Genomic DNA, 26,401 nt, shown 5'->3' with positions numbered 1-26,401 from the left:
ATGGTGGGGAGGCGCCGTTGCGTACCCGCAGTAAACCCGACGTGCCCGCTCCTCAGAGCCCGTGGAGCGAGGTCGTCCCGGGCCTCTGGATGGGCGGCCACGAGTACACGGGGTCCTTGGGGCACCTGGAGATCGCCGTCGTACGGAACGAGTTCGACCTCGTGCAGACGTTGCTGCGGCTGCCGGGGCACGGGCCGGATCCGGGCGTCCGGCACCATGTGTGGCCCATTCCCGACGGGCCGCTGGACGGGACGCAGCTCGCCGGGGTGATCCGGCTGGCAGAGGCCGCCTGCGAGGCGATGGACGAGGGGCGCCGGGTCCTCGTCCGCTGTTACCACGGGTACAACCGCTCCGGCCTCGTCGTCGCGCACGCGCTGATGCGTCAGGGCAGCTCCGCCGAGGCGGCGATCCGGCTGATCCGGGCCCGTCGCTCGCCCTGGGCGCTGCACAACGACCTGTTCGTCGCGTACCTGCGGGCCGGGCTCGCCACGGCCCGGCTGCTGGAGGAACTCACCGAGTAGCACCGCTCACTCCCGCACGGTTCGCGCATGCGGCCGGACGCATCCGGCCGCCCTCCCGCGCAAATAGGACTTCCCCGCGAATAAGGTGTACGCGTCCGATGATCGCGTCGGCCGCGAGTCCGTCCGTCCCGTGTGATCACCACGAACCGCCAGGAGTGCAGTGCCCCTCAGCCGCCCCGGGAAGGCCGCCCGTCGCCTCTGCGTCGTCGCCCTGCTGCTGGCCACCGCCGTGGGCTGCGGCGACGCGGGCGGTCTGGAGGGCGCGGGCTCCACACCGACGGCGCGGGGGCCGGCCCGGCTCTGGCCGGAGCTGACCCCGGCGTCCAGCCCGGCCTTCGAGATCGGCGAGGTGAACACCGAGGTGGTCAAGGGGGTGAAGGTTCCCGGCGACGACATCCGGCGGGTCGACCCGGTGGAGATCGTCCGGGCCGAGATCGCCCGGAACCCGGGCGACTACGAGGGCCCCAAGGCGCCCTACCGTGACACCGAGCGCGAGATGGGCCACTGCGCGAAGGGCCCGGGCCGCGGAAAGTGCCCGGTGCTCCGGCCGTACTACCGGGACCTGACCGGGGACGGGCGCGACGACCTGACGCTGGGTTTCCCGTTGCTGCCCGGCAAGACGACCGCGGTCCGCGTCTACACCGTGGAGAAGCACCGGCTGGTGCAGGTGATGGCGTGGGAGGACGCGCTCAGCGGTGTCGAGCTGGCCGGGCGCTCCCTGGTCATCCGCTCGCCCTCCGAGGTCGCGGGGTACGAGTACCGCCTCCAGTGGACCTGGGACCGGGACCAGCGGGCCATGCTGCTCACCCATGACGAGATGCTGCGCACCGGTCCGCGCAAGCACCCCCGGCACCCGTCGGCCTCCCCCACCGGTTCCGGCGCCGCTTCCCCCACTGAGACCCGGTCCGCGTCCCCCAACGGTTCCCGGTCCGCCTCCCCCGCCGTCTCAGCCTCCGCGGTCTCACCCTCCGCCCCCTCCCCCTCGGCGAGCGGCGGATGAGGCCCGTGCTCCCCCAGTGGTCCGGGACGCTCGCCGCCAAGGCCGCCGCCTTCATCACGGTGATGTGCTGCGCGCTGGCGGCGCTGCTCGGCGTCCTGGTGCACGTGCAGGTGACGAACCAGACGGTCGACCAGGCCCGGGACCAGGCGTTGCAGCGGCTGACGCAGGCGACGGAGCGGTACGAGGCCGGGGACACGCCGCACCGGGGCGCCGGGGTGGATCCGCCGGAGCTGCCCGGTGAGCTGCGGGACCTCGCGGCGGCCGGGGACCGCGGCACGATGGTCGCCGAGCGTGAGGGGCGCCCCACGATGTGGGCGGCGGGTCCCGTGGAAGGGGGCCGGGCGCTGGCCGTGGCGGTCGACTACGCCCAGCAGGCCCGCACGATCGAGGGCCTCGACCGGGCGATCCTGTGGTCGTCGGGCCTGGCCATCGGGGCGACCCTGCTGGTCGGGGCGTTCGCCGTGACGCGGGTGACCCGGAGACTGCACACCACGGCGCTGGTGGCCCGGCGGATCAGCGCGGGCGACCTGGACGCGCGGGTGAACGACCCCCGCACGGGCCCGCGCTCGACGGCCGGCCCGCCGGACGAGGTGGCCGCGGTCGCCGCCGCCCTGGACTCGATGGCGGCCTCGCTCCAGGGCAAGCTGCTCGCCGAGCAGCGGTTCACGGCGGATGTGGCGCATGAGCTGCGCACGCCGCTGACCGGGCTGCACGCGGCCGCCGAACTGCTGCCGCCGGGCCGTCCCACGGAGCTGGTCCGGGACCGGGTGGCGGCGCTGCGCACCCTCACCGAGGACCTGCTGGAGATCTCCCGGCTGGACACCGGGCGGGAGCGGGTGGAGCTGGACACCGAGCGGCTGGGCCCGCTGGCCGAGCGGGCGGTGCGGGCGGCGGGCGACGGCACGGAGGTCCGGGTCGTACGGGACGTGTCGGTGGAGACGGACCGGCGGCGACTGGAGCGGGTGCTGGGCAATCTCGTGGCGAACGCGCACAAGCACGGGCGGGGGCCGGTCGTCCTGACCGTGGACGGGCCGGTGGTGACGGTGCGCGACCACGGGGACGGGTTCCCCGAGTACCTGGTCGCGCACGGGCCGCAGCGCTTCCGCACCGAGGGCGGGACGCGCGGGCACGGGCTGGGGCTGACCATCGCGGCGGGGCAGGCGGAGGTGCTGGGCGCGCGGCTGGAGTTCGCGAACGCGCCGGAGGGCGGAGCGGTGGCCACCCTCCGGCTGGCGGCGGACTGAGGGGCCCGGCGCCCCTCCTGGTCTCCTCCGTCCCCCTCCCGGTCCCCTCCTGGGTCTCGTCCGGCCGCTCCTACTGGGTCCCGTCCCGGCCCCCTCCTATGGCCCAGCGTGGGGGGCGGCACCCGCAGGGCGCTCCTAATGTGGCGATTAGTCAGGTTCCGTCCTTTCGCCCCCACATGGAGGTATCCCCCATGTCCCTGCGCTTCCGCCTCTGCATAGCCACCGCCGCCGGACTTCTCGCCGCTGCGGCCGCCATCACACCGGCCGCCGCCGACGCACACGACGACTGGGACCCCAGCGGCGGGAACGGCAACAGCAACGGCAGCCACCAGAACCCCGGCGGCGGCAACGGCGGCAACGGATGGCAGGACCCCAGCGGCGGCAACGGGGGCAACGGTGGCAACGGCCACCACGACCCGAGCCTGTACAGGGGCGTCGTCACGGCGAACACCCTGGCGCTGCGCAGCGCCCCGAACCGCGGTTCGCAGATCATCCGGTACGCCCATCGGGGCGACACCGTCACGATCTTCTGCAAGACCGGCGGCGAGACGGTCCAGGGCAATCCGCTCTGGTACCTCCTGACGGACGGCACCTGGGCCTGGGGCGCGGCCCGCTACATCGACAACATCGGCCCCGCGCCACGCTGGTGCTGACACACGGTCACCCAAAGGCTCAGAAAATGCGCGATTTGGGTAAGTTCCGGACATGAGCAAGGCCGGAATCATCGTGGCGACGGCGGACCCGCCCGCGCCCGCCGTCCGCCCCCTCCCCCGGCGCCGGGGCATCGAAGCCGCCCTGATCGTGCTGGCCGTCCTGCTGTCGGTGTACGGCTACTGCGCCGTGGGCCTCGCCCGGCACGGAACGCTCCCGCCCGGCGCGGCCGGCTACGGCGCCGGCCTCGGCGTGCTGGCGCTGCTGGCCCACCTGGCGGTACGCCTGCGGGCCCCGTACGCCGATCCGCTGCTCCTCCCCATCGGGGTACTGCTCAACGGGCTCGGTCTGGTGCTCATCTACCGGCTCGACCTGGAGACCCCCGGCGACCGGGCGGCTCCGGCCCAGCTGGTGTGGTCGACGCTGGGCGTGGCGCTGTTCATCCTGGTCGTGCTGATGCTGCGCGACCACCGGGTGCTCCAGCGCTACACCTACGTCTGTGTGGTCGCGGCCCTGGTGCTGCTCACGCTGCCGATCCTGTTCCCGGCGGTGAACGGGGCCCGTATCTGGATCCGGGTCGCGGGGTTCTCGATCCAGCCGGGCGAGTTCGCGAAGGTGCTGCTGGCGGTGTTCTTCGCGGCGTACCTGGCGGCGAACCGCAACGCCCTCGCCTACACCGGCCGCCGCGTCTGGAAGCTCCAGTTCCCCACCGGCCGCGTCCTCGGCCCGATCGTCGCCGTCTGGCTGGTGAGCGTGGGCGTGCTGGTCCTGGAGCGTGACCTCGGCACATCGCTGCTCTTCTTCGGCCTGTTCGTGGTCCTGCTCTACGTGGCCACCGGCCGCACCGGCTGGATCGCGGTCGGTCTGCTGCTGGCCGCGCTGGGCGCGGTGGCCGTCGGCCGGCTGGAACCGCACGTGCACAGCAGGATCGAGACCTGGCTGCATCCCTTCGCCTCCATCGAGGCGGGCGAGGGCGCGAACCAGCTGGCCCAGTCGCTGTTCGCCTTCGGGGAGGGCGGGATGCTCGGCACGGGCCTCGGACTCGGCCATTCCTTCCTCATCGGCTTCGCCGTGAAGTCGGACTTCATCCTGGCCACCGCGGGCGAGGAACTCGGCCTGGCCGGCCTGTGTGCCGTCTTCCTCCTCTACGGGCTGCTGGTGGAGCGCGGCTTCCGGGCGGGCCTCGCGCAGCGCGAGCCCTTCGGCCGGCTGCTCGCGGTCGGCCTGGCCTCGCTGGTGGCGCTCCAGGTGTTCGTGATCGCGGGCGGCGTGACCGGGCTGATCCCGCTGACCGGCATGGCGATGCCGTTCCTCGCCCAGGGAGGGTCCTCGGTGGTCACCAACTGGGCGATCGTGGCACTGCTGGTCCGGGTGAGCGACTCGGCCCGGCGCGGTTACGACGGGCAGGACGTCCGGTGACCCGGCACATCCGGCACGCCGGGTACTTCTGCGTCCTGCTGCTGGTGGCGCTGCTGGTCAACGCGGCCCGGGTGCAGGTCGTCCAGGCCCCGGCGTTCGACCGCAATCCCGCCAACCGGCGTCCGGACATCACCCGCTACGAGCTGCCCCGCGGAGACATCCTGGTCGGCGGCCGGCCCGTCACCGGCTCCCGGGACACCCGCGAGCACCTGCGGTACGAACGGACCTACACCGACGGGCCCCTGTACGCCCCGGTCACCGGCTTCGCCTCCCAGCTGTACGGGACGACGCTGCTGGAGAGCACCGAGGACGGCGTGCTGTCCGGCGCGGACCCGATGCTGGCGCCGTTCCGGCTGTGGAACGACTTCACGCGCGCCCGCAACGCGGGCGGGGACGTCGTCACGACGCTCGATCCGGCCGCGCAGCGGGCGGCGTACGAGGGGCTGGCGGGCCGCAAGGGCGCGGTGGCGGCGCTGGAGCCGTCGACCGGCCGGATCCTCGCCCTGATGTCCGCCCCGTCCTACGACCCGCAGCCGCTGTCGGGCAACGGCGCGGCGGCGGCCGAGGCCTGGACGCGGCTCACCGCGGACAAGGACCGGCCGATGCTCAACCGGGCCGTGCGGCAGACGTATCCACCGGGTTCGACGTTCAAGGTCGTCACGGCGGCCGCCGCGCTGGACGCCGGTGTGGTCACCGACCTCGAGGCGCCGACCGACTCCCCCGACCCCTACCGGCTGCCCGGGACGCGCACGCGTCTGACCAACGCCTCGAAGGGCTGTGCGGACGCCTCCGTGCGGGAGGCCTTCACCTTCTCCTGCAACACGGTGTTCGCCAAGCTCGGCGTGGAGGTGGGCGTGACGGACATGACGGCCACGGCGCACGCCTTCGGCTTCAACAACGCGGAGCTGAGGATCCCCTTCCCGGTGGCCCGGTCCACCTTCGACACCACGCTCGACCGGGCGCAGCTGGCCCTGTCGGCGATCGGCCAGTACAACACCCGCGCCACACCGCTGCAGATGGCGATGGTCGCCGCGGCCGTGGCGAACGGCGGCCAGGTACGGGACCCCTATCTGGTGGAGCGCACGACCCGGCCGGGCGGCAGCACCCTCGCGACGGCCGGCTCGCGGGCGATCCGCCAGGCCATGTACCCGTCCACCGCGGTGCGGTTGCGGGCGATGATGCGGGACGTGGTCGAGAACGGCACCGGGCGCAATGCCGCGATCCGCGGGGCCACGGTCGGCGGCAAGACCGGTACCGCCCAGCACGGTCTCGGCAACTCCGGTGTTCCGTACGCCTGGTTCGTCTCCTGGGCGCAGGGCGACCGGGACCTGGCGCCGCGGGTGGCGGTCGCGGTCGTCGTGGAGGACGCGGAGGCGGACCGCGTGGACATCAGCGGGGGCGGTGACGCGGCGCCGATCGCGCGGGCGGTGATGGAGGCGGTCCTGAAGTCCCCCGACCCGTCGACCGGTTGGCGGCCGACCGGTGGATGAGACGGGGGTGGCGGGACGAGGATCTCCCGACCTACCGTTCGGTCCATGACTGAGCCCGCCGCCGTGTACGAACTCGCCCAGGTCAACCTCGGCCGCCTCAAGGCCCCGCTGGACTCCCCGCGGTTGAAGGACTTCGTCGCCAACCTCGACCCGGTGAACGCCGACGCGGACGGGGCCGACGGTTTCGTCTGGCGGCTTCAGGGCGAGGCCGGCGACGACGCCACGGACGTGCCCGTCTTCGGCGACTCCTGGCTGATCATCAACATGTCCGTGTGGCGCGACACCGACGCGCTGACCGCGTACATGTACCAGGGCCGCCACCGGGAGATGCTCGCCCGCCGCCGCGAGTGGTTCGAACGGGTCCAGGAGGCCATGGTGGCCCTCTGGTGGGTCCCGGCGGGCCATCGCCCCACGGTCGCCGAGGCCGAGTCCCGCGTCCTGCACCTGCGCACGCACGGCCCGACACCGTACGCCTTCACCCTGCGGACGTCGTTCCCGCCCCAGGGAGCGACACCGCTGATCGGCGAGGTGCCCAAGGGGCTCGGCTGCGCGCTCTGACGGCCGCTCAGCCGCCGGTCGCCCGCCCGGCCTCGATCGCCCCCCGCACCTCCGCCACCCGCTCCTTCTCCTCCGCCGCGAAGCGCTCGGCGTCGAGCTTCTCGGCGATCTCCTCGTCCTCGGACATCAACAGGTCCAGGCTGGAGTCGCCCATCTCCAGCACGCCCATGTCGACGTAGGCCCGCTGGAGGCGTTCGCCCCACAGGCCGATGTCCTTGACGCAGGGCACGATGCGGCTGAAGAGGAGCTTGCGGAACAGGGTGAGGAACTCGGACTGCTCGCTGTACTCCTCCGCCTCGGCCTTGGGGATGCCGAAGTTCTCCAGCACCTCCACGCCCCGCAGCCGGTCGCGCATGAGGTAGCAGCCCTCGATGACGAACTCCTCGCGCTCCCTCAACTCGGCGTCCGTGAGCTGCCGGTAGTAGTCGCGCAGGGCCATCCGCCCGAAGGCCACGTGCCGGGCCTCGTCCTGCATGACGTAGGCGAGGATCTGCTTCGGCAGCGGCTTGTCGGTCGTGTCCCTGATCATGCCGAAGGCGGCCAGCGCGAGACCTTCGATCAGCACCTGCATGCCCAGGTACGGCATGTCCCAGCGGGAGTCGCGCAGGGTGTCGTCGAGCAGGGCCTGGAGGTTGTCGTTGATCGGGTAGAGCATCCCGATCTTCTCGTGCAGGAACCGGCCGTAGATCTCGGCGTGCCGGGCCTCGTCCATGGTCTGGGTCGCGGAGTAGAACTTCGCGTCCAGGTCGGGGACCGACTCCACGATGCGCGCGGCGCAGATCATCGCGCCCTGCTCGCCGTGCAGGAACTGGCTGAACTGCCAGGAGGCGTAGTGCCTGCGCAGGTCGCCCTTGTCCTTCTCCGTCATCTTCGCCCAGTGCCGGGTCCCGTAGAGGGACATCGCCTCGTCGGGGGTGCCGAGCGGATCGTACGGATCGACCTCCAGCTCCCAGTCGATCCGCTTCTGACCGTCCCACTGCTTGTCCTTGCCCTTCTGGTAGAGGGCGAGGAGGCGGTCGCGGCCGTCGTCGTACTCCCAGTTGAAGCGGGCCGCGCCGCTGGCCGGCACCTGCCGGACGGGCTCTTCCGGTTCCATGGCGTACAGGTCGAAGGTCGGCATGCCCGCAGGCTCACATGAGGTAGACACCGGGTCAACAAGTAGCGCGCAAGGGATTGACGAGCTTGCTGACAAGCAGTCTCATAAGAGCAACAGTGACGTGTGCACAACGAGGTGGCAGCGATGACGACCCTGACGGAAGCCGACGCGCTCGACGGACTGCGCGATGCCCTCGGCCTGCTGAAGGACCGGGAGCAGGTGGCCCAGCGGCTGCTCGACTCCTCCGCCAAGCACTCCTTCGACCCGGACAAGGAGCTGGACTGGGACGCGCCCTTCGAGGAGGGCAAGTGGTTCTGGCCGCCGGAGCTGGTGTCGCTCTACGACACGCCGCTGTGGAAGCGGATGAGCGAGGAGCAGCGCATCCTGCTCTCCCAGCACGAGGCGGCGGCGCTGGCCTCCCTCGGCATCTGGTTCGAGATCATCCTGATGCAGCTCCTGGTCCGCCACATCTACGACAAGGCGGCGACGAGCGCGCACGTCCGCTACGCCCTCACCGAGATCGAGGACGAGTGCCGCCACTCCAAGATGTTCGCCCGCCTGATCTCCCGCGGCGACACGCCCTGGTACCCGGTCGGCCGCGTCCACCAGCAACTCGGCCGCCTGTTCAAGACGATCTCCACCACCCCGGGTTCCTTCACGGCCACGCTGCTCGGCGAGGAGGTCCTCGACTGGATGCAGCGCCTGACGTTCCCCGACGAGCGGGTCCAGACCCTCGTCCGGGGCGTCACCCGCATCCACGTGGTGGAGGAGGCCCGTCACGTCCGCTACGCCCGTGAGGAACTGCGCCGCCAGATGGTGACGGCCCCCAAGTGGTCCCAGGAGTTCACCCGCATCACCTCCGGCGAGTTCGCCCGCGTCTTCTCGGTGGCCTTCGTGAACCCGGACGTCTACACGAACGTGGGCCTGGACAAGCGCGAGGCCCTCGCCCAGGTCCGCGCGAGCGGCCACCGCCGGGAGGTCATGCAGAACGGCTCCAAACGCCTGACCGACTTCCTCGACGACATCGGGGTGCTGCGGGGCGTGGGCCGGCGCCTGTGGAAGTCGTCGGGACTGCTGGCCTGACGGGGCGGGCCCTACCCGGCGGGACCCGCCCCCCCCTCACGCCCGCCCCGGCCACCGCTACGCGGCCCCCGGCACCCCGATTACGCTGCGAGGCATGACACCAGCCGCCCCCACCCCCGCCTACCGGCGACTCAGCGTCGAGGAACGCCGCAGCCAGCTGCTCACCTCCGCGCTGGACCTCTTCGCCCACCGCGCCCCCGAGGAGGTGTCACTCGACGACGTGGCGGAGGCGGCCGGGGTCTCGCGGCCCCTGGTGTACCGGTACTTCCCGGGCGGCAAGCAGCAGCTCTACGAGGCCGCGCTGCGCTCCGCCGCCGACGAGCTCCAGCACTGCTTCGACGAGCCCCGCGAGGGCCCCCTCCTCGCCCGCCTGTCCCGTGCCCTCGACCGCTACCTCGCCTTCGTCGACGAGCACGACACCGGCTTCAGTGCCCTGCTCCAGGGCGGCAGCGTCGTGGAGACCTCACGGACCACCGCCATCGTCGACGGGGTCCGCCGCGTCGCCGCCGAGCACATCCTCAGTCACCTGGGCGCCACCGACCCCGGTCCGGGCCTGCGCATGACCGTCCGTATGTGGATCACCGCCGTGGAGGCGTCGTCGCTCATCTGGCTCGACGAGGACAAGCAGCCCCCCGCGGGGGAACTGCGCGACTGGCTCGTCGAGCAGTTCGTGGCGATGCTGACGGTGACCGCCCGCCGCGACCCGCAGACCGACGCCCTGGTCCGGGCGCTCGCCGAGGATGTCTGACACTGATCCCGTGAGAAGCGAAGAGACCCCCTTCGAGGGCGGCCCCATGGACGGCAGGGTCCTGCCCGTCCTCCTCGGCATCACCGGCCACCCGCCCAAGACGTACCGCATCCCCGTCCCGGACCCCGACGGCGGGCCGGACACCGTGCTGTTCTACCGGCGCGTTCCCCGGGGACCGGGCAAGGTCGGCCTGACCAACCGCTGGAAGTACGAGTACGCCCCGGAGGGCGTGCCGCCCCGCCGGCTGAACTGGCCGTGGTCGAAGCCGCACAGGCCGGAGGCCACGCCACCCGGCGGGCCAGACGCCACGCCGCCCGGCAAGCCGGACGACGCCGACGGGTGACCCCGTTGCGCCGAACCGCGCACACCCGCCGCGCGCTCGACGCGCACACGCCTGATCCTCACGAGTGTCCGGTGGCCGAAACGGCCGCCCCCGCACCGGAGGTGATGGCATGTCAGCACGGCTCGTGCGTCTGGTCTGTGTCGCGGCGACGGCGGCGACGACGGCCCTCGCGCCCGTCCCCGCCACCGCGGCCCCGAAGCCGGAACCGGCCGGGGACGTCTCCGTCGCCGAGCTGCTGACGGATCTTCAGGAGCTGTACCGGAAGACGGAGAAGGCCACCGAGGCGTACAACGCCACCGAGGAGAAGCTGAAGAAGCAGCGCGCCGAGACCGACCGCCTGGACCGCGCCCTGGTCCGTGCCCGGCTCTCCCTGTACGACAGCCGGAGCGCGGCCGGCCGGCTGGCCCGCCAGCAGTACCAGAGCAGTACCGACATCTCCCCCTACATGCGCCTGCTCCTGGCCCGCGACCCGCAGCACGCGATCGAGCAGGGGCAGGTGATCGGCCGGCTCGCACGGGAGCGTGCCGGTGCCGTGGGCCGCTTGACCGGTGCCGAGCGTACGGCCCGCGAGCTGGCCCGTACCTCCCGCACGGCGCTGGACCGGCAGCTCGCCCTCACCGAGCGGCGCAGGAAGGCCCGGGACGAGGTGCGTGAACGTCTCGAGGAGGTGGAGGAGATGCTCACCTCGCTCAGCCGGGAGCAGCTCACCGCCCTGGCCGAGCTGGAGGCCGACGGCGTCACGAAGGCGCAGAAGAAGTTGCTGGCCTCCGGTGCCCTCGGCGAGACCACCGAGGCCGAGCACACCGGTGACGGGACCGCCGCCGAAGAGACCGAGGACCGGGAAGACGCCGAGGACACCGACGACGGCGAGGACGGCGAGGACGGCGAGGACGGCGAGGACGGCGAGGACGGCGACGGCAAGAACCGTGACGGCCGGGAGGCCGGCGGCCGGGAGGGCGTGCGCCGGCCGACCGCGGCGGGTGCCCGGGCCGTCCGCTACGCCGTACGGCAGCTGGGCAAGCCGTACGAGTGGGGCGCGGAGGGCCCGCGGTCGTACGACTGCTCGGGGCTGACCTCGCGGGCCTGGGCCGCCGCCGGGAGGGCCGTGCCCCGGACCAGCCAGGAGCAGTGGAAGCGGCTGAAGCGGATCCCGCTGAACCGGCTGCGCCCCGGGGACCTGGTCGTGTACTTCCCCGAGGCCACACACGTGGCGGTGTACCTGGGCCACGGCATGGTCGTCCAGGCTCCACGCCCCGGCGCGCGGGTGAAGGTGTCACCGATCGCGGCCAACCCGGTCCTGGGTGCCGTACGGCCGGACCCGGGCGGGAAGCCCCTGCGGCGTTACGAGCCGCCGGAGCTCCCCGAGGGCGCCGGGGACGGGTCCGACGAGGGCTATGAGGGCTACGCGGCGCCCGCGCCGGACACGTCGGCCAGGTAGGCCTGCGTCCGGGCCGGGTCGTAGAAGTAGTTCTCGAAGTCGGCCGGGTCGTTGAAGCCGTTGGCGAAGCGGTCGGCGACCGGCTGGATCTCCCCGGCGGCGCCGATGAGGTTCAGGATGTGCTCCGGCGGCGGCGCGAGCATCGCGTTGGTCCACTTGGTGACGTGCTGCGCGGTGTTCCAGTAGCGGTCGAAGGTGGCCCGCATCCACTCCTCGTCGAACGGCTTGTCGCCGTGCTCGACGATCGAGGCGAGGTACGCGGCGGCGCACTTGGACGCCGAGTTGGAGCCCTGCCCGGTGATCGGGTCGTTGGCGACGACCACGTCCGCCACGCCCAGCACGAGTCCGCCGCCGGGCAGACGCCCGATGGGGTTGCGGACGGTCGGGGCGTAGCGCCCGGCCAGCGTGCCGCCGGCGTCGGTCAGTTCGACCTTGGTGGCCCGCGCGTACTCCCACGGGACGTACCGCTCCATGAGTTCCAGGGTCAGGGAGAGGTGCTCCGCGGGGTCCTTGACGCCGTTGAAGACGTCGAGCGGGCCGCCGGGTATGCCTTCCCAGAACAGGATGTCGGCGCGGCCGGAGGTGGTCAGGGTCGGCATGACGAACAGTTCGCCGACGCCGGGCACGAGATTGCAGCGGACCGCTTCCGTGCCGGGGTGCTCGGGGCGCGGGCCGAGCCCGTGGACGTACGCCACGGCCAGCGCGCGCTGCGGCTCGCTGTACGGGGAGCGCTCGGCGTCGCGGCCGAACATCTGGACCAGCTCGCCCTTGCCGGCCGCGACGAGCACCAGGTCGTAGGTGCGGGAGAAGTAGTCGAGGTCGCCGACGGCCGCGCCGTGGATGACGAGCTGCCCGCCGCGCTGGGCGAACGTCTCCATCCAGCCGGCCATCTTCACGCGCTGGTCCACGGACTGGGCGTAACCGTCGAGCCTGCCCAGCCAGTCGATGGCGCGGGCGGAGGGGCCCTCGGCCCAGGAACCGGGGGCGGCGACCGAGACGCCGAGTCCTTCGATCTTCGGGGCCTGGGACTCCCAGAAGTTCAGCTGGAGGTCACGCTCGTGCTGGAGGGCGGTGTGGAACATGCACTGCGTGGACATGACCCGGCCGGTGCGGATCTCGTCCGCGGTCCGGTTGGACATCAGGGTGACCTCGTACCCCTGTGACTGGAGGCCGAGAGCGATCTGGAGCCCGGACTGACCGGCTCCGACGACGAGTATCTTCCGCATGCGGGCTGTCCTCTACTCGGGGGTTTCGTCGAGCGCGTGGCCCACGAGGGCCAGGAGGGTCTCGATCACGGAGATCCGGCGACGCGCGTCCATGATCATGACAGGTATGTGGCGCGGGATGGTCAGGGCCTCCCGCACGTCCTCCGGCTCGAACAGCTCGCTGCCGTCGAAGTGGTTGACCGCGACGACGTACGGCAGCCCGGAGCTCTCGAAGTAGTCGAGGACCGGGAAGCAGTCCTTCAGGCGGCGGGTGTCGGCCAGGACGACCGCGCCGATCGCGCCGCGCACGATGTCGTCCCACATGAACCAGAACCGCTGCTGGCCCGGTGTGCCGAACAGGTAGAGCACCAGGTCGTCGTCGAGGGTGATACGCCCGAAGTCCATGGCGACGGTGGTGGTGGTCTTGCCCGGCGTGGCGGTGAGGTCGTCGGTGGCCTCGCTCGCCTCGGTCATCAGCGCCTCGGTCTGCAGGGGCGTGATCTCCGAGACGGAGGTGACCAGCGTGGTCTTGCCCACGCCGAAGCCGCCCGCCACCACGATCTTCGTGGCGATCGGGGCACGGGTGCGGTCCGTCTCCCAGGCGTGCATGCTCTCGCCGGGCTGGACGAACGGGGATGAACCAGTGACGCCGTGAGCGGCGTCAGAGACGACGGAGTCCACTCAGCACCCTTTCCAGCAGAGCCCGGTCCGGGCGGCCCGTGCCATGGCCGGTGCCCGTTCCGTACACACGGATCTTTCCCTGGTCCGCGAGGTCGCTCAGGAGCACGCGGACCACGCCGAGCGGCATCTTCAGCAGCGCGGCGATCTCGGCCACCGTACGCATCCGGCGGCACAGCTCGACGATGGCCCTCAGCTCCGGCATCACGCGGGTGGAGAGGTGGCCGTTCGTCAGCTCCTTGCGCTCCTGCGGGGCGTCCAGTGCGGCCGTGCTCGCCACGAACGTCTCCACGAGCAGGACGTGACCGAAGCGGGTGCGGCCGCCGGTGAGCGAGTAGGGGCGCACCCGGGCGGGTTTGCGGTCGCCGCCGCGGACCGGGAGCTGATGCTTGGGCGTACTGCTCATCGGGCACTCCCCGTCGTCTGGGAATCCTCCAGGGATTTACGGAGCTCGCTGCGCAGTTCGGGCGTCAGCACATGGCCGGCCCGGCCGACGAACAGCGCCATGTGGTACGCCACGACGCTCATGTCGCAGTCCGCGGAGCCGTGCACGCCGAGCAGCGAGCCGTCGCTGATCGACATCACGAACAGGCTGCCCTCGTCCATGGCGACCATCGTGTGCCGGACCCCGCCGAAGTCCATCAGCTTGGCGGCGCCGATGGTGAGGCTGCCGATGCCGGAGACGATGGTGGCCAAGTCGGCGGCGGAGCCGCGCGGGCCGGTGCGCCGGGTCCCGGCGGACTGAAGGGCCTGCCTCGCCTCCGTGTTGCGGGTGTCGTCGGAGGAGAGGAGGAGCAGTCCGTCGGACGAGACGACCGCGACCGAGAGGATGCCGGGTACCTCCTCGACGAGGTTGGTCAGCAGCCAGTGCAGGTTGCGGGCCTCACTGCTCAGTCCGATCAGTCCGAAGGTACTGGGAGCGGTCAACTGCTTGCCTCCTCGACTGTGCCCCCCGTGGCTTCTTCGGATTCAGCTGGTCCTGCTGTGCCGGTGGCCGGCCGCTGGTGCGAGGCCGTCCTGTCGGCGATCTCCGCCTCCACGTCGCGGTAGCCGGCCTGCGCCCCCTGGCGGAAACCGCCGAGGCGGCGGCGCAGGGCATCGGCGTCGACGGAGCCGCTGCGCTGGCGCGGGGCGGTGGTCGGTGCGGTGATCTTCGGCGTGCGCTTGGGGAGGCCCTTGTCGGTGACGCGGTCCTCCTCCTCGTCGGGCGCGCGCCCGTGCTCCGGGCTCGCGTCCTCGTCCGGGGCACCGGTGCGGGGTGCGTCCTCGGGTGCGAGGGGGCTCCTGGGGCCGGTCGTGCCCTCGGCGGCCGGGTTCTCGCGCCCGGCCGGATCGGGCGCCCCCTGCTGTGCCGGGATGAGCAGCTCCATCGTGGTTTCCGCGGGGGACTCCACGGGGGCCCGGGGCGCGGGCGGTTCGGCGGGAGCGGCAGGCTCGGCGGGAGCGGCCGGTGCGGCCTGGGCCGACGAGGTGGCCGTCTCGGTCGCCCCGGTCGCCTCCGGCGCCTCGGTCGTCTCCCCAGCCCGGGTGGTCTCCGGCGCCTCAGCCGGTGCCGGCGCCTCGGCCGGTGCCGTCCCTTCCGGTTCCTTGGTCTCGGCCGCTGCCGTCGCCTCGGCCGGTTCCGGCTCCCCTGCCGGTTCCGGGTGGGCGGCGGTGGTGATCTCGGCGGCCTCCCCCTTTTGTACCGCCTTCTCCGCCAGGGCCACCAGCGGGTCGTCACCGGCCGTGCGGCCGTGCAGCACGTTGGAGTTGGCCTCGGCGTCGGCGCCCGGGAGGGAGAAGGAGTGGGTCGCGCCGGCCACGGGCCCGGAGGCCGGGACGGCCACGGCCGGGGCGGCGGCCAGGAGCGTGCGGGGCAGGACCACGACCGCGGCGACACCGCCCTGCTTCTGCTCGCGCAGCTGCACGCGCACACCGTGGCGGTGCGCGAGCCGGGCCACGACGTACAGGCCGAGGCCGAGGCCGTCCTCGCCCTCCTGGTCGTAGGGCGCCTCGGGGTCGAAGTCGGTGAGGCGGGAGTTGAGGCGCTCCAGCCGCTCCTCGGTCATGCCGATGCCCTCGTCCTGGACGGAGAGCATGACCTCGCCGTTCTCCAGCAGCCAGCCGGAGATCTCGACGGGCAGGTCGGGCGGGGAGAACGAGGTGGCGTTCTCCATGAGTTCGGCCAGCAGGTGGGACAGGTCGTCCGCGGCGAACCCGGCGATGTGCGCGTGCGGCGGCAGCGCGGCGATCCGGACCCGCTCGTAGCGCTCGATCTCGCTCACCGCGGCACGGACGACGTCCACCAGCGGCACGGGTCCGGCGGCGTGCTGGACGTGCTCGGTGCCGGCGAGGACCAGCAGGTTCTCGCTGTGCCGGCGCATGACCGTGGCGAAGTGGTCGAGCTTGAACAGCGTGGCGAGCCGGTCCGGGTCCTGCTCGCGCTCCTCCAGGTTCTCGATGACGGCCAGCTGCCGCTCGACCAGGCCGAGGGTGCGCAGGGCGAGATTGACGAACGTCCCGCCGATGGCCGTGCGCAGCCGCTCCATCTGCGCGGCGGTCTCGGCGAGTTCGCCGCGCAGTTCCTCGCGCGCGTCGGCCATCTTCTGGCGCTGCCCGACGAGGTGCTTGCGGTCGGCCTCCAGCGTGGTGATGCGCTCGGTGAGGGCGGCCGCGTGGGCGTGCAGGGCGTTGACGGAGCGGACGACCTGGGCGAACTCGTCGTTGCGGCCGGTGAACTTCACCGGCTCCTCGGCCGCCGGGTCCTCGGCCTCCGCGAGGCGCTTGGACCCCAGGCGCAGGACCGCGAGCGGGCGGGTGAGGCTGCGGGCCATGCCCGTGGCGACACCGACGGCGAGAAGCATCAGGGCGCCGAGGATCGCGATGCGGATCTCCAGCGCGGTGACGTCGTCGTCGCGCAGCGCCTCGAGGTCCTTGGTGCGCCGGTCGTAGAGGGCGGACTCGACGCCGCGCATCAGGTCGACGCGGGCGGAGAGGGCCGCGTCCAGCTTCTTGGCGCCGGTGGCGAGATCGGTGCGGGAGAGCGTCGGCTGGTCGGTCAGGGCCGCGAGGTACTTGTCGGCGGAGTTGACCTCGGTGCCGGTGACCGTGGAGTCGAAGGAGGCACGGGCCGGCTTGGGCGCGGTGGCGCGGAAGTCGGCCAGGGCCGCGTCGGAGCGCAGCCGGGCCTGCTGCGCGGCGGCGCTCAGGGCGTCGCGCTGCTGGGTGTCGGCGTCCGAGGAGGTGGTGGTCTCGGTCGGCAGGCCGGTGACGGGGTCGATGACCGTCCGGGTGCTGCTCGGCACGCTGAGCGCGGCGAGCAGCAGCCCGCGGGCCGCGGCGGCCTGCTGGACGGCGGAGTCGAGCTCGGCCAGGGCGTAGCCGCCGGCGCCCGCGCGCGGCGGTGTCTGCTGCGCCAGCTGCTCGGCGAGCCGGTGGAGTTCGGTGATGGCGGCGGAGTAGGACTGGTGCGCTTCGAGGGCGCTGCTCTGGCCGGTGAGCGCGGCCCTGCGCACGGTCGCTATGTCGTCGAGGACCGAGCGGAGCGAGGCGGGCGTGTCGGTGTCGGACCGCAGCTCCTCGACCTGCCGGTCCACCCGGGCGCTGCGCTGCTCGGAGGGGGCTTTGGACTTGGGGCGTCCGGCCGCGATGTAGGAGGTGACGTCGTCGCGCTCGTCGGCGAGGGAGTGCGCGAGGGTGAGCGCGTCCTGGGTCTGCTCGGCGAGCGTCACCAGATTCTGCGAATCGTGGAGTTGCCCGGAGGCGGCCAGGACGGACGGGGTGCCGGCACCGGCGATGGCCGCGGCGACCACGGCCACGGCGACGATCAGCCGGTTGCGTACATGCGTGGGGCGTCCCTTGCCGGTGGGGGGCGTCGGCTCAGCGCCCTGAACGGGGGCCGTCTGCTTGCCTGTGCGACGAGGCCGCGTCTTCTGCACCGGTGCTCGCATTCCTGACTCGTGAACCCTTGGGCCCGGATGACGCTCCGTCAACTGGTGCGTACTCCCGGTACACTTCCCGACCCTCCCAGCGCCGGTGGGCAGCGCACGCGCATCACCTGACCCGCCACCCGAAGGAGTGAACCTCGGACGGGAGTTGAGGGGCAAGTTCCGCAGGTCTTCACAGCGGCCTTGCGCGGCACGCCGGTTGGACGACGGGGACGGCCGGTGGCAGTATTCGCCACCACGCCTTCCCGGAACAAATCATTCCAGCCCAAACCTGACGTCTGACCTGCGCGCCTGCGCCGGTCCCGGGATCATTGCCGACCTTTTGCAAGCCTTGTGAAGGGCTCGTGCAGACTGGCCGGATGCGCACCGAACTCGCCTCGGAGCCGGGAGACGTCGGCCGCCCCAACGAGGACTTCGCCAGTGTCGGACTACCGGCCTCGGGACAGGGTGGTTGCGTCGTCGTCCTCGACGGGGTCACGCCGCCGAAGGCCGGGACGGGCTGTCTGCATTCCGTCCCCTGGTTCACCGCACGCCTCGGCGGAGCACTGACCGAACTGACCGTTTCACTCCCGGATGTTCCCCTGGTCGACGCCTTGTCCCACGCCATCGCGCGTACCTCCGAGGCCCACGCCGCAACCTGTGACCTTTCTCACCCCCGGACGCCTCAGGCGACGGTGGTCGCAGCCCGGTGGAATCCGGACACGGTGGAGTATCTGGTGCTGTCGGACTCGGCCCTTCTCCTGGAGTCGCCGGACGGTGTGGTGACACCCGTCCTCGACGACCGGCTGGCCCTGCTCCCCCGCTCGGCGCTGGCGACGGACGCGCTGGTGGACACCACGCTGCGCAACAGGGAAGGCGGCTTCTTCACGGCGGCGGCCGACCCCTCGGTGGCGTCCCGTGCGGTGACCGGGGCCGTGCCCCGCGACCGGGTCCGTGCCCTGGCCGCGCTGACGGACGGCGCGACCCGCTGGGTGGAGCGGTTCGGGGAGGGCGACTGGACGGACTGCCTGCGCATCGTCCGCAAGGAAGGCCCGCAGGCCCTGGTGGACCGCGTCCGGACGCTGGAGCGGTCGGACGCCGTCGCGACGTTCCCCGGCCGCAGCAAGAGGCACGACGACGCGACGGTCGTGTACGTCGAGTTCTAGCCCAGGAGCCCGGTCAGGAGCCCGGCCCCGGCCTACTTCTCCATGCCGCGGTTGAGCTGGTGCAGCAGCCGGGCCAGTTCCGTGACCTCGCGGGAGTCCCAGTCGGCCAGGCGGCCGGCGTACCGGGCACGGCGGGCCTCCCGGACGCGGCGGACCCGGTCATGGCCCTCCTGGGTGAGGGCGACGAGCCAGGCGCGTCCGTCGGCGGGGTCGGGCTCGCGGGCCACCAGCCCGAGTTCCTCCAGGGCGCGCAGCTGGCGGGACATCGTCGCCTTGCCGACCCCGATGTAGGCGGCGAGCTCGGTGGCCCGCTGCTTGCCGCATTCGTCGAGCCGGACGAGCAGGCCGTACGCGGACGACTCCAGGTCGGGGTGGACCTCGCGGGCCATCTCGCCCTGGCTGGCCCGGGCACGGCGCAGCAACACGGTCAGCTCGCGCTCCAGTGCCAGGAACGCGGGCTGGTTCACACCGCTCGCGGCCACACCGGCGTCGCGGTGTCCGTCGTCGTTGCCGCCCTCGTGCACGTCAGCCCCTGCCTCGGTCGTCGCCCGGTCGTGAGAATTCCGGTACTGGGATTTTCCGCCACCTGCCCCCATCAGCGCAGTCCGGCAAGTATTCCGCAGGTCAGGGCGTCCGTGTCCACAGAGCCGTCACACGGTGAAGGCCCGGGCCTCCCTCGCGGGAACCCCGGGCCCTCCCTCATCCGATGACCTCCGTCACGCGGCCACCGGAACCTCAGGCGCCGCACCGTTCGTCGCGGGCGCGAGCGCCAGTTCCAGGACCTGGCGGACGTCGGTGACGGCGTGGACGTCGAGCGTGTCCAGCACCTCCGCCGGGACGTCGTCCAGGTCGGGCTCGTTGCGCTTGGGGATGATCACCGTGGTGACCCCCGCCCGGTGCGCGGCGAGCAGCTTCTGCTTCACACCGCCGATCGGCAGCACCCGCCCGGTCAGCGAGACCTCGCCGGTCATCGCCACGTCCGTGCGGACCAGCCGGCCGGACAGCAGGGACGCCAGGGCCGTGGTCATCGTGATGCCGGCGCTCGGGCCGTCCTTGGGGACCGCGCCCGCCGGGAAGTGGATGTGCACGCCCCGGTCCTTCAGGTCGGCCACCGGCAGTTCCAGCTCGGCGCCGTGGGAGCGCAGGAAGCTCAGCGCGATCTGCGCGGACTCCTTCATCACGTCGCCCAGCTGGCCGGTCAGGGTCAGCCCGGCCGCGCCCGTCTCCGGGTCGGCCAGGGACGCCTCGACGTAGAGCACGTCACCGCCCGCTCCGGTCACCGCGAGCCCCGTGGCCACGCCCGGCACGGACGTCCGCCGCTCGGCCGGGTCCTGGGCGGACTCGGGCACGTGGTGCGGCCGGCCGATCAGGTCGCGCAGGTCCTCGTCGCGGACGGTGAACGGCAGCTCGCGCTCGCCCAGTTCGTGCTGGGCGGCGATCTTGCGCAGCAGGCGCGCGACGGACCGCTCCAGGGTGCGCACGCCGGCCTCGCGGGTGTACTCGCCGGCGAGCTTGCGCAGGGCGCTCTCGTCGATGGTCACCTCGTCCGTGCCGAGTCCGGCCCGCTCCAGCTGGCGCGGGAGCAGGTGGTCGCGGGCGATGACGACCTTCTCGTCCTCGGTGTAGCCGTCGAGACGGACGATCTCCATGCGGTCGGCCAGGGCCTCCGGGATCGCCTCCAGGACGTTGGCGGTGGCGAGGAAGACCACGTCCGACAGGTCCAGTTCGACCTCCAGGTAGTGGTCCCGGAAGGTGTGGTTCTGCGCCGGGTCGAGCACTTCGAGCAGGGCGGCGGCCGGGTCGCCCCGGAAGTCCGAGCCGACCTTGTCGATCTCGTCGAGCAGCACGACCGGGTTCATCGACCCGGCCTCCTTGATGGCCCGCACGACACGGCCCGGCAGCGCGCCGACGTAGGTGCGCCGGTGGCCGCGGATCTCGGCCTCGTCGCGCACGCCGCCGAGGGCGACGCGGACGAACTTGCGGCCCATCGCGTGGGCGACGGACTCGCCGAGGCTGGTCTTGCCGACGCCGGGCGGTCCGACGAGCGCGAGCACGGCACCGCCGCGCCGCCCGCCGATGACGCCCAGACCCCGGTCGTTGCGCCGCTTGCGCACCGCCAGGTACTCGGTGATGCGCTCCTTGACGTCCTCCAGGCCGGAGTGTTCGGCGTCCAGCACCTCCTTGGCGCCCTGGATGTCGTAGGCGTCCTCGGTGCGCTCGTTCCACGGCATCTCAAGGACCGTGTCGAGCCAGGTGCGGATCCACGAGCCCTCGGGCGACTGGTCGGAGGAGCGCTCCAGCTTGTCGACCTCCTTCAGGGCGGCCTCGCGGACCTTCTCGGGCAGGTCGGCGGCCTCCACGCGGGCGCGGTAGTCGTCGGACTCCTCAGCGGGGTCCTTGCCCGCCTCGCCGTTCAGCTCGCGCAGCTCCTTGCGGACGGCTTCGAGCTGGCGCCGCAGCAGGAACTCGCGCTGCTGCTTGTCGACGCCCTCCTGGACGTCCTTGGCGATGGTCTCGGCCACGTCCTGCTCGGCGAGGTGGTCGCGCAGCTGCTGGGTGGCGAGCTTGAGCCGGGCCACCGGGTCGGTGGTCTCCAGCAGTGCGATCTTCTGGTCGGTGGTCAGGAACGGCGAGTAGCCGGAGTTGTCGGCCAGCGCCGAGACGTCGTCGATGGCCTGGACCCGGTCGACGACCTGCCAGGCACCGCGCTTGCGCAGCCACGCGGTGGCGAGGGCCTTGTACTCCTTGACCAGTTCGGCGACCTGCCCGGGAAGCGGCTCCGGGACGGTCTCGTCGACGCTGGTGCCCTCGACCCAGAGGGCCGCGCCGGGACCGGTCGTCCCCGCACCGATCCTCACCCGCCCCCGGCCGCGGATCAGCGCGCCCGGGTCACCGTCGGCCAGCCGGCCGACCTGCTCGACGGTGCCGAGCACACCGGTGTTCGCGTACGTCCCGTCGATGCGTGGCACCAGGAGTACCCGGGGCTTTCCGGGCGTTGACCGGGCAGCGGCCTGTGCGGCCTCCACCGCGGCACGGACCTCGGAATCGCTCAGGTCCAGCGGGACCACCATCCCGGGCAGCACGACCTCTCCGTCGAGCGGCAGCACGGGCAGGGTGAGCGGTGTGAACGCCGTGGACTCAGCAGCCATGATCTCCCCTTCGGCAGTCAAGTTGAGCTATGCCGACTCAATGCTCGGGAGGGCCCCGGATGTTCCCCACCGGCTGTTCGCTGTCAGCGATCACCGATGACGCCCGGGCGGGGAGGGCGCGTAAGGTCACCTGGGTAATAGATGATCTGGCGTTGCACTCATTACAGGGGATGGCGTGGACAGCACCGTGCAGGCGTGGGTGGACGGATGGGTCGTATCGCGCGGGGCGGCCCCGCCCCTCACCGAGCCGTGGGGCCGGACGATCGACATGGGGATGTACGGCCACGTCACACGGCATGTGTTCGGCGCGACGGGCGAGGACCTCGACGAGGCGACCGTCCGCAAGGTGGCCGACGCGGTGACCGGGCGGGGCGTGTGGCTGAAGGCGTTCCGCGACCCCTCGGTGGTCTCCGGCTGGCTGGACGGCGACTGGTGGATCGACCCCGAGCCCGGCTTCCTGATGACGGTCCCGCTGGCGGCGGCCGGCACTCCGGCCGTGCCCGACGGCTACCGGCTGCGCGAGTGGTCGCGCGGCGGAGTGACCCGTCTGATGGTGGCCGCGCCGGACGGGTCCCTGGCGGCCCGCGGCCAGATCGCCCCCACGGGCCGGACCGCCGTCGTCGACCAGATCGAGACGGCCCCCGGACACCGCCGCAAGGGCCTGGGCAGCCTCGTCATGTGGACCTTGCAGAACGCCGCCGTCCGGCAGGGGGCCCGGACCGGCGTCCTGGCCGGGACGCCCGCGGGGCGAGGGCTCTACGAGGCGCTGGGCTGGCAGGTGGTGGCCCCACTGACCAGCGCCAGGTACGAGCCGCAGGCCGCCGCCCGGACCTGAGGGGCCGCGCGGTCAGCCCCCGGCCCGGGCGAGGCGCGCGGCGTACCACCGCCGGACCACCGGCCAGGTCGCGATGCCGACGGCCAGGGCGATGAGGTGCCCCCAGTTCGTCATCGGGTCGGCGAAGGCGAGCAGGTCCTGGAGCAGCATCCAGCCGAAGCCGGCCAGCAGCGGCAGGCGCAGCCACAGCGGCAGCAGGCCGGCCAGGGCGCCGATGCCGGCGGCGACGCCGAAGCTGACGCCGTAGTCGAGGCGGTGCAGGGAGCTGTCGGGCAGATGCCCGGCCAGGACCGCGACGCCCACCGGGACCTCGGTCGCGAGGGTGGCCAGCACATGCCCCAGGAGGAAGACACCGGCCGCGCACAGGGCCCCTATCCGCCGTTCGAGCGCGGTCAGCGCCAGCACGAAGGCGATGGCGAACGGCGAGGTCACTCCGCCCGCCACCCACAGCGCGCTGCCGATCAGCACCAGCTCCGGCGTGCGCACCAGGTGTGCCACATCCGTGCTGGAGCCCTGGAGCAGGGCGTGCACCAGGGCCGGGTCCGCGTACGCGGTGATCAGCGAGGTGAGGCAGAGGACGACCGCGTAGCCGAAGGTGAACGGCGTCCCGGTGGGAGTGGGCAGCAGCCGCCAGGGTCGGAGCGTGCGCGACCGGGGTTCCGCCGCACGGACAGGCTCCCGCGCTCCCGAGGTCACCGTCTCGTGCGGGCTCCGCTGCCGCGGCACTCCGTCCAGCAGCCCCGTCACGTCGTGGCCGGGCCTGCCCGGCGACGCCGGCGCGGCCGTCTCATGAGGCGGTGCGGTGCGTTCCACTCCAGGCGCTCCCTTCCCTCGGACCCCAGCCTTCGCCGCCGAAGCCCGTGCTGTCTGTGATCCGCGCCACGCGAGAGCCGATTCACAGCAACCCGACAGCCCCGCCCCGCGTCCCCCTCGGGGCCGGTGAATCACGAGGCGTCACACCCCTCTCCCCTGCAAGGATGCCCCCATGGCTACCCCTTACGACATTCCCGAGGTGCTGGACCGTCGCGAGGGCCCGCACGGCGAGGTCGTGCTGCGGCGGCACGGTGACCGGCTGGAGATCATCGCCAACGGCTGTTTCCTGATGGACACCTCCGACGGCCGCTCGGAGCGGCGGCTGGTCGACGCGGCGCTCGAAGCCCTGACCGGGCGGGACCACCCCGACGTACTGATCGGCGGGCTCGGCGTGGGCTTCTCCCTCGCGCACGCCGCCGCGGAACCCCGCTGGGGCGGGATCACCGTGGTGGAACGCGAGCACGCGATCGTCGCCTGGCACCTCGACGGCCCGCTCTCCGCGATCTCGGCCCGGGCGCTGGCGGATCCCCGTACGAAAATCGTCGAAGCCGATCTCGTCGCACACGTCAATGAGACATCCGACACGTATGACGCCCTGTGCCTCGACATCGACAACGGCCCCGACTGGACCGTCACCGAGGGCAACGGACATCTCTACGGGAAAGCCGGACTGGCAAGCTGCGCAAGGGTGTTGAGGCCCGGCGGGGTCCTGGCCGTCTGGTCCGCCCAGCCGTCTCCGGAATTCGAAGAAACCTTGCGGAATGCCGGGTTCCAGCAGGTGCGTACCGAAGAGATCCCGGTTGCCCGGGGCGTTCCCGACGTCGTGCACCTCGCCATCAGCCCTGGATAGCAAAGGCGTACTGACTCCCCGTACGCTGCTCCCCTGACGCCGATCATTCAAGCGTCAATCGCAACCATGCGCAGGCATAGCCAGTCAGAAGGAATCACCCCACTGATTCCGGAAAGCACACCCCAGGGGCGGGCGATGGAGCAGACACAGACCTCCCACAACGGTTCGGCGACGGCTACTCCGGGCGCACAGCGCCGGGTCCTGGTGGTCGAGGACGACGCGACGATCGTGGACGCCATCGCGACCCGCCTGCGGGCCGAGGGATTCCTCGTGCAAACGGCGGGTGACGGTCCCGCCGCGGTCGACACGGCCGAGGCGTGGCAGCCCGACCTGCTGATCCTCGACATCATGCTGCCCGGCTTCGACGGCCTGGAGGTCTGCCGGCGCGTGCAGGCCGCCCGTCCGGTGCCGGTGATGATGCTCACCGCGCGTGACGACGAGACCGACATGCTGGTCGGGCTGGGCGTCGGCGCCGACGACTACATGACCAAGCCGTTCTCGATGCGGGAGCTGGCGGCGCGCGTGCACGTCCTGCTGCGCCGCGTGGAGCGGGCCGCCATCGCGGCGGCCACCCCCCGCTCCGGCATCCTGCGCCTGGGCGAGCTCGAGATCGACCACGCGCAGCGCCGGGTCCGGGTGCGCAGCGAGGACGTCCACCTCACCCCCACCGAGTTCGACCTGCTGGTCTGCCTGGCGAACACCCCGCGTGCGGTGCTCTCCCGTGAGCAGCTGCTCGCCGAGGTGTGGGACTGGGCGGACGCCTCCGGCACCCGCACGGTCGACAGCCACATCAAGGCGCTGCGGCGGAAGATCGGCGCCGAGCGGATCCGCACGGTGCACGGCGTCGGCTACGCCCTGGAGACCCCGACGCCATGAGCGGCGGGCCGGCCGGACGGAGAAACCCCGGGGAGCCGGATCCCTGGGGCGGGGTGAGCCCGTTCTCGATCAAGACCAAGCTGGGCGCGCTCGTCGTCATCTCGGTGCTGATCACGACAGGGCTGTCGGTGATCGCGGTGCACACGAAGACGGAGCTGCGCTTCATCACGGTGTTCTCGATGATCGCCACACTCCTCATCACGCAGTTCGTGGCCCATTCGCTCACCGCGCCCCTGGACGAGATGACGGCGGTGGCCCGCTCCATCTCGCAGGGCGACTACACCCGCCGCACGCGCGAGAACCGCCGTGACGAGCTGGGCGAGCTGGCCGTGACGATCAACGCCATGGCCGACGAGCTGGAGGCCCAGGACAGCCAGCGCAAGGAACTCGTGGCGAACGTCTCGCACGAGCTGCGCACGCCCATCGCGGGCCTGCGCGCGGTGCTGGAGAACATCGTCGACGGCGTCACGCAGGCCGACCCGGAGACCATGCGCACGGCGCTGAAGCAGACCGAGCGGCTCGGCCGGCTGGTGGAGACGCTGCTGGACCTGTCCCGCCTGGACAACGGCGTCGTACCGCTGAAACAGCGCCGGTTCGAGGTGTGGCCGTATCTGTCGGGCGTGCTGAAGGAGGCCAACATGGTCGCCTCCGTGCGCGCCGGCATCGCCACCGGCTCGGGCAGTCACACCCGCACCGACGTCCATCTGCACCTCGACGTCCACCCGCCGGAGCTGACCGCGCACGCCGACCCGGAGCGCATTCACCAGGTCGTCGCCAATCTCATCGACAACGCCGTCAAGCACAGCCCGCCGCACGGCAGGGTGACGGTCAAGGCGCGGCGCGGAGCCCTGCCGGAGTCGCTGGAGCTGGAGGTCCTGGACGAGGGACCCGGCATTCCCAAGTCCGAGTGGCACCGCGTCTTCGAGCGGTTCAACCGCGGCAGCGCCAAGCGGCCGCAGGGGCCGGGCAGCGACGGCGGCACGGGCCTCGGCCTTGCCATCGCGCGCTGGGCGGTGGACCTGCACGGAGGCCGGATCGGAGTGGCCGAATCCGAGCGGGGTTGCCGGATTCTTGTCACTCTTCCGGGACTGTCATCTCTGCCAAGTTGACGTAAAGTTCGAAGCGGAGTCACAAGATCCACGAGCGTCCGCGCTGACGGACACGTGTGATCAGGCACAGGCCCGCGCCATCGGCGCCCGGGGCCCCGCCCCGCCCTTCCCTCCTGAAGCGGAACCACGCTTGTTTCCCGCCATTTCAAGCCCCGAAACACGCTCAAAGATGTGACTTGCACGACGTTGAACGGGCCCGGCCTGACCTTCCCCCTCCAGGGGGC

Annotated in this window: 25 protein-coding genes; 16 read left to right on the top strand and 9 right to left on the bottom strand. The window is 72.2% G+C overall.

Annotation, left to right across the window (positions count from 1 at the left end):
* Nucleotides 1-17: 17 nt before the first annotated feature.
* From AC0665_RS04220 to AC0665_RS04190, 7 genes are all read left to right on the top strand, one after another.
* Nucleotides 18-521 (top strand): protein-tyrosine phosphatase family protein, encoded by a 504-nt coding sequence (locus tag AC0665_RS04220; RefSeq protein WP_478609997.1) that lies wholly within the window; start codon nt 18-20, stop codon nt 519-521.
* Nucleotides 522-681: 160 nt separating this feature from the next.
* Nucleotides 682-1,521: a hypothetical protein gene (locus AC0665_RS04215; RefSeq protein WP_478704382.1), complete on the top strand. Its 840-nt coding sequence runs from the start codon at nt 682-684 to the stop codon at nt 1,519-1,521.
* Nucleotides 1,518-2,765, top strand: a complete 1,248-nt coding sequence (locus tag AC0665_RS04210; RefSeq protein ID WP_478704381.1) for an ATP-binding protein — start codon at nt 1,518-1,520, stop codon at nt 2,763-2,765. Before AC0665_RS04215 ends, AC0665_RS04210 begins: the two co-directional genes overlap by 4 nt.
* A gap of 191 nt (nt 2,766-2,956) precedes the next feature.
* Nucleotides 2,957-3,418, top strand: coding sequence for an SH3 domain-containing protein (locus AC0665_RS04205; RefSeq protein ID WP_478704380.1), 462 nt, complete (start codon nt 2,957-2,959; stop codon nt 3,416-3,418).
* Between the two features lie 52 nt (nt 3,419-3,470).
* Nucleotides 3,471-4,835 carry an FtsW/RodA/SpoVE family cell cycle protein gene (locus AC0665_RS04200; protein ID WP_468638604.1) on the top strand — a complete coding sequence of 455 codons (1,365 nt, stop codon included), beginning with the start codon at nt 3,471-3,473 and terminating at the stop codon, nt 4,833-4,835.
* On the top strand, nt 4,832-6,325 hold the full coding sequence (locus AC0665_RS04195; protein WP_478609984.1) for a penicillin-binding transpeptidase domain-containing protein: 1,494 nt from the start codon (nt 4,832-4,834) through the stop codon (nt 6,323-6,325). Before AC0665_RS04200 ends, AC0665_RS04195 begins: the two co-directional genes overlap by 4 nt.
* A 45-nt stretch (nt 6,326-6,370) precedes the next feature.
* The gene (locus tag AC0665_RS04190; protein WP_468638608.1) at nt 6,371-6,883 is read left to right on the top strand and encodes a DUF3291 domain-containing protein; all 513 of its coding nucleotides are present in this window, start codon (nt 6,371-6,373) and stop codon (nt 6,881-6,883) included.
* 7 nt (nt 6,884-6,890) lie between these two features.
* Here the strand turns inward: AC0665_RS04190 and AC0665_RS04185 are convergent, their stop codons facing one another.
* A complete protein-coding gene (locus tag AC0665_RS04185) occupies nt 6,891-8,003 on the bottom strand; it encodes a ferritin-like domain-containing protein (protein WP_468407541.1) in 1,113 nt (370 codons plus the stop codon).
* Between the two features lie 120 nt (nt 8,004-8,123).
* Between AC0665_RS04185 and AC0665_RS04180 the strand changes: the two genes are divergently transcribed.
* The 4 genes from AC0665_RS04180 to AC0665_RS04165 all read left to right on the top strand — a co-directional run bounded on the left by AC0665_RS04180 (nt 8,124) and on the right by AC0665_RS04165 (nt 11,591).
* Nucleotides 8,124-9,062, top strand: coding sequence for an AurF N-oxygenase family protein (locus tag AC0665_RS04180; protein WP_468638612.1), 939 nt, complete (start codon nt 8,124-8,126; stop codon nt 9,060-9,062).
* A gap of 94 nt (nt 9,063-9,156) precedes the next feature.
* Nucleotides 9,157-9,810, top strand: a complete 654-nt coding sequence (locus AC0665_RS04175; protein WP_468638614.1) for a TetR/AcrR family transcriptional regulator — start codon at nt 9,157-9,159, stop codon at nt 9,808-9,810.
* A 10-nt stretch (nt 9,811-9,820) separates the two neighbouring features.
* Complete coding sequence (locus AC0665_RS04170; RefSeq protein WP_468407535.1) at nt 9,821-10,153, top strand: hypothetical protein; 333 nt, start codon at nt 9,821-9,823, stop codon at nt 10,151-10,153.
* A 109-nt stretch (nt 10,154-10,262) separates the two neighbouring features.
* A complete protein-coding gene (locus AC0665_RS04165; protein ID WP_478704379.1) occupies nt 10,263-11,591 on the top strand; it encodes a C40 family peptidase in 1,329 nt (442 codons plus the stop codon).
* Here the strand turns inward: AC0665_RS04165 and AC0665_RS04160 are convergent.
* The 5 genes from AC0665_RS04160 to AC0665_RS04140 are packed head-to-tail and all read right to left on the bottom strand — an operon-like array spanning nt 11,555 to nt 17,391.
* Entirely contained in the window at nt 11,555-12,817 is a 1,263-nt protein-coding gene (locus tag AC0665_RS04160) for a styrene monooxygenase/indole monooxygenase family protein (RefSeq protein ID WP_366052512.1), read from the bottom strand. The two genes, AC0665_RS04165 and AC0665_RS04160, sit on opposite strands and share 37 nt — an antisense overlap.
* 12 nt (nt 12,818-12,829) lie before the next feature.
* Nucleotides 12,830-13,477, bottom strand: a complete 648-nt coding sequence (locus tag AC0665_RS04155) for a GTP-binding protein (RefSeq protein ID WP_363117257.1) — start codon at nt 13,475-13,477, stop codon at nt 12,830-12,832.
* The gene (locus AC0665_RS04150) at nt 13,458-13,880 is read right to left on the bottom strand and encodes a DUF742 domain-containing protein (protein ID WP_363117256.1); all 423 of its coding nucleotides are present in this window, start codon (nt 13,878-13,880) and stop codon (nt 13,458-13,460) included. Before AC0665_RS04150 ends, AC0665_RS04155 begins: the two co-directional genes overlap by 20 nt.
* Nucleotides 13,877-14,401, bottom strand: coding sequence for a roadblock/LC7 domain-containing protein (locus AC0665_RS04145; RefSeq protein WP_468407529.1), 525 nt, complete (start codon nt 14,399-14,401; stop codon nt 13,877-13,879). The genes AC0665_RS04150 and AC0665_RS04145 overlap by 4 nt, the downstream gene beginning before the upstream one ends.
* On the bottom strand, nt 14,398-17,391 hold the full coding sequence (locus AC0665_RS04140) for a sensor histidine kinase (protein ID WP_478704378.1): 2,994 nt from the start codon (nt 17,389-17,391) through the stop codon (nt 14,398-14,400). Before AC0665_RS04140 ends, AC0665_RS04145 begins: the two co-directional genes overlap by 4 nt.
* 368 nt (nt 17,392-17,759) lie before the next feature.
* Between AC0665_RS04140 and AC0665_RS04135 the strand changes: the two genes are divergently transcribed.
* A complete protein-coding gene (locus tag AC0665_RS04135; protein WP_478704377.1) occupies nt 17,760-18,545 on the top strand; it encodes a protein phosphatase 2C domain-containing protein in 786 nt (261 codons plus the stop codon).
* A 32-nt stretch (nt 18,546-18,577) separates the two neighbouring features.
* Here AC0665_RS04135 and AC0665_RS04130 read toward each other — a convergent pair whose 3' ends face one another.
* Nucleotides 18,578-19,069, bottom strand: a complete 492-nt coding sequence (locus AC0665_RS04130; RefSeq protein ID WP_468407523.1) for a MarR family winged helix-turn-helix transcriptional regulator — start codon at nt 19,067-19,069, stop codon at nt 18,578-18,580.
* Nucleotides 19,070-19,261: 192 nt separating this feature from the next.
* Nucleotides 19,262-21,694, bottom strand: coding sequence for an endopeptidase La (gene lon, locus AC0665_RS04125; protein ID WP_468407521.1), 2,433 nt, complete (start codon nt 21,692-21,694; stop codon nt 19,262-19,264).
* 175 nt (nt 21,695-21,869) lie between these two features.
* Here lon and AC0665_RS04120 point away from each other — a divergent pair, with 175 nt between their 5' ends.
* Nucleotides 21,870-22,529 (top strand): GNAT family N-acetyltransferase, encoded by a 660-nt coding sequence (locus tag AC0665_RS04120; RefSeq protein ID WP_478704376.1) that lies wholly within the window; start codon nt 21,870-21,872, stop codon nt 22,527-22,529.
* A 12-nt stretch (nt 22,530-22,541) separates the two neighbouring features.
* Here the strand turns inward: AC0665_RS04120 and AC0665_RS04115 are convergent, their stop codons facing one another.
* On the bottom strand, nt 22,542-23,342 hold the full coding sequence (locus AC0665_RS04115) for a rhomboid-like protein (RefSeq protein ID WP_478704375.1): 801 nt from the start codon (nt 23,340-23,342) through the stop codon (nt 22,542-22,544).
* A gap of 172 nt (nt 23,343-23,514) precedes the next feature.
* Between AC0665_RS04115 and AC0665_RS04110 the strand changes: the two genes are divergently transcribed.
* From AC0665_RS04110 to AC0665_RS04100, 3 genes are all read left to right on the top strand, one after another.
* Nucleotides 23,515-24,192, top strand: a complete 678-nt coding sequence (locus AC0665_RS04110; protein WP_468638632.1) for a spermidine synthase family protein — start codon at nt 23,515-23,517, stop codon at nt 24,190-24,192.
* A 135-nt stretch (nt 24,193-24,327) separates the two neighbouring features.
* A complete protein-coding gene (locus AC0665_RS04105; protein ID WP_030851757.1) occupies nt 24,328-25,068 on the top strand; it encodes a response regulator transcription factor in 741 nt (246 codons plus the stop codon).
* Nucleotides 25,065-26,177 carry a sensor histidine kinase gene (locus tag AC0665_RS04100; RefSeq protein ID WP_363117247.1) on the top strand — a complete coding sequence of 371 codons (1,113 nt, stop codon included), beginning with the start codon at nt 25,065-25,067 and terminating at the stop codon, nt 26,175-26,177. Before AC0665_RS04105 ends, AC0665_RS04100 begins: the two co-directional genes overlap by 4 nt.
* Nucleotides 26,178-26,401: the final 224 nt, after the last annotated feature.

It is taken from the genome of Streptomyces sp. NPDC043685, from assembly GCF_056436585.1.
Note: the sequence above shows the minus strand (reverse complement) of the source record. Positions and strands in the feature narration are given on the sequence as shown.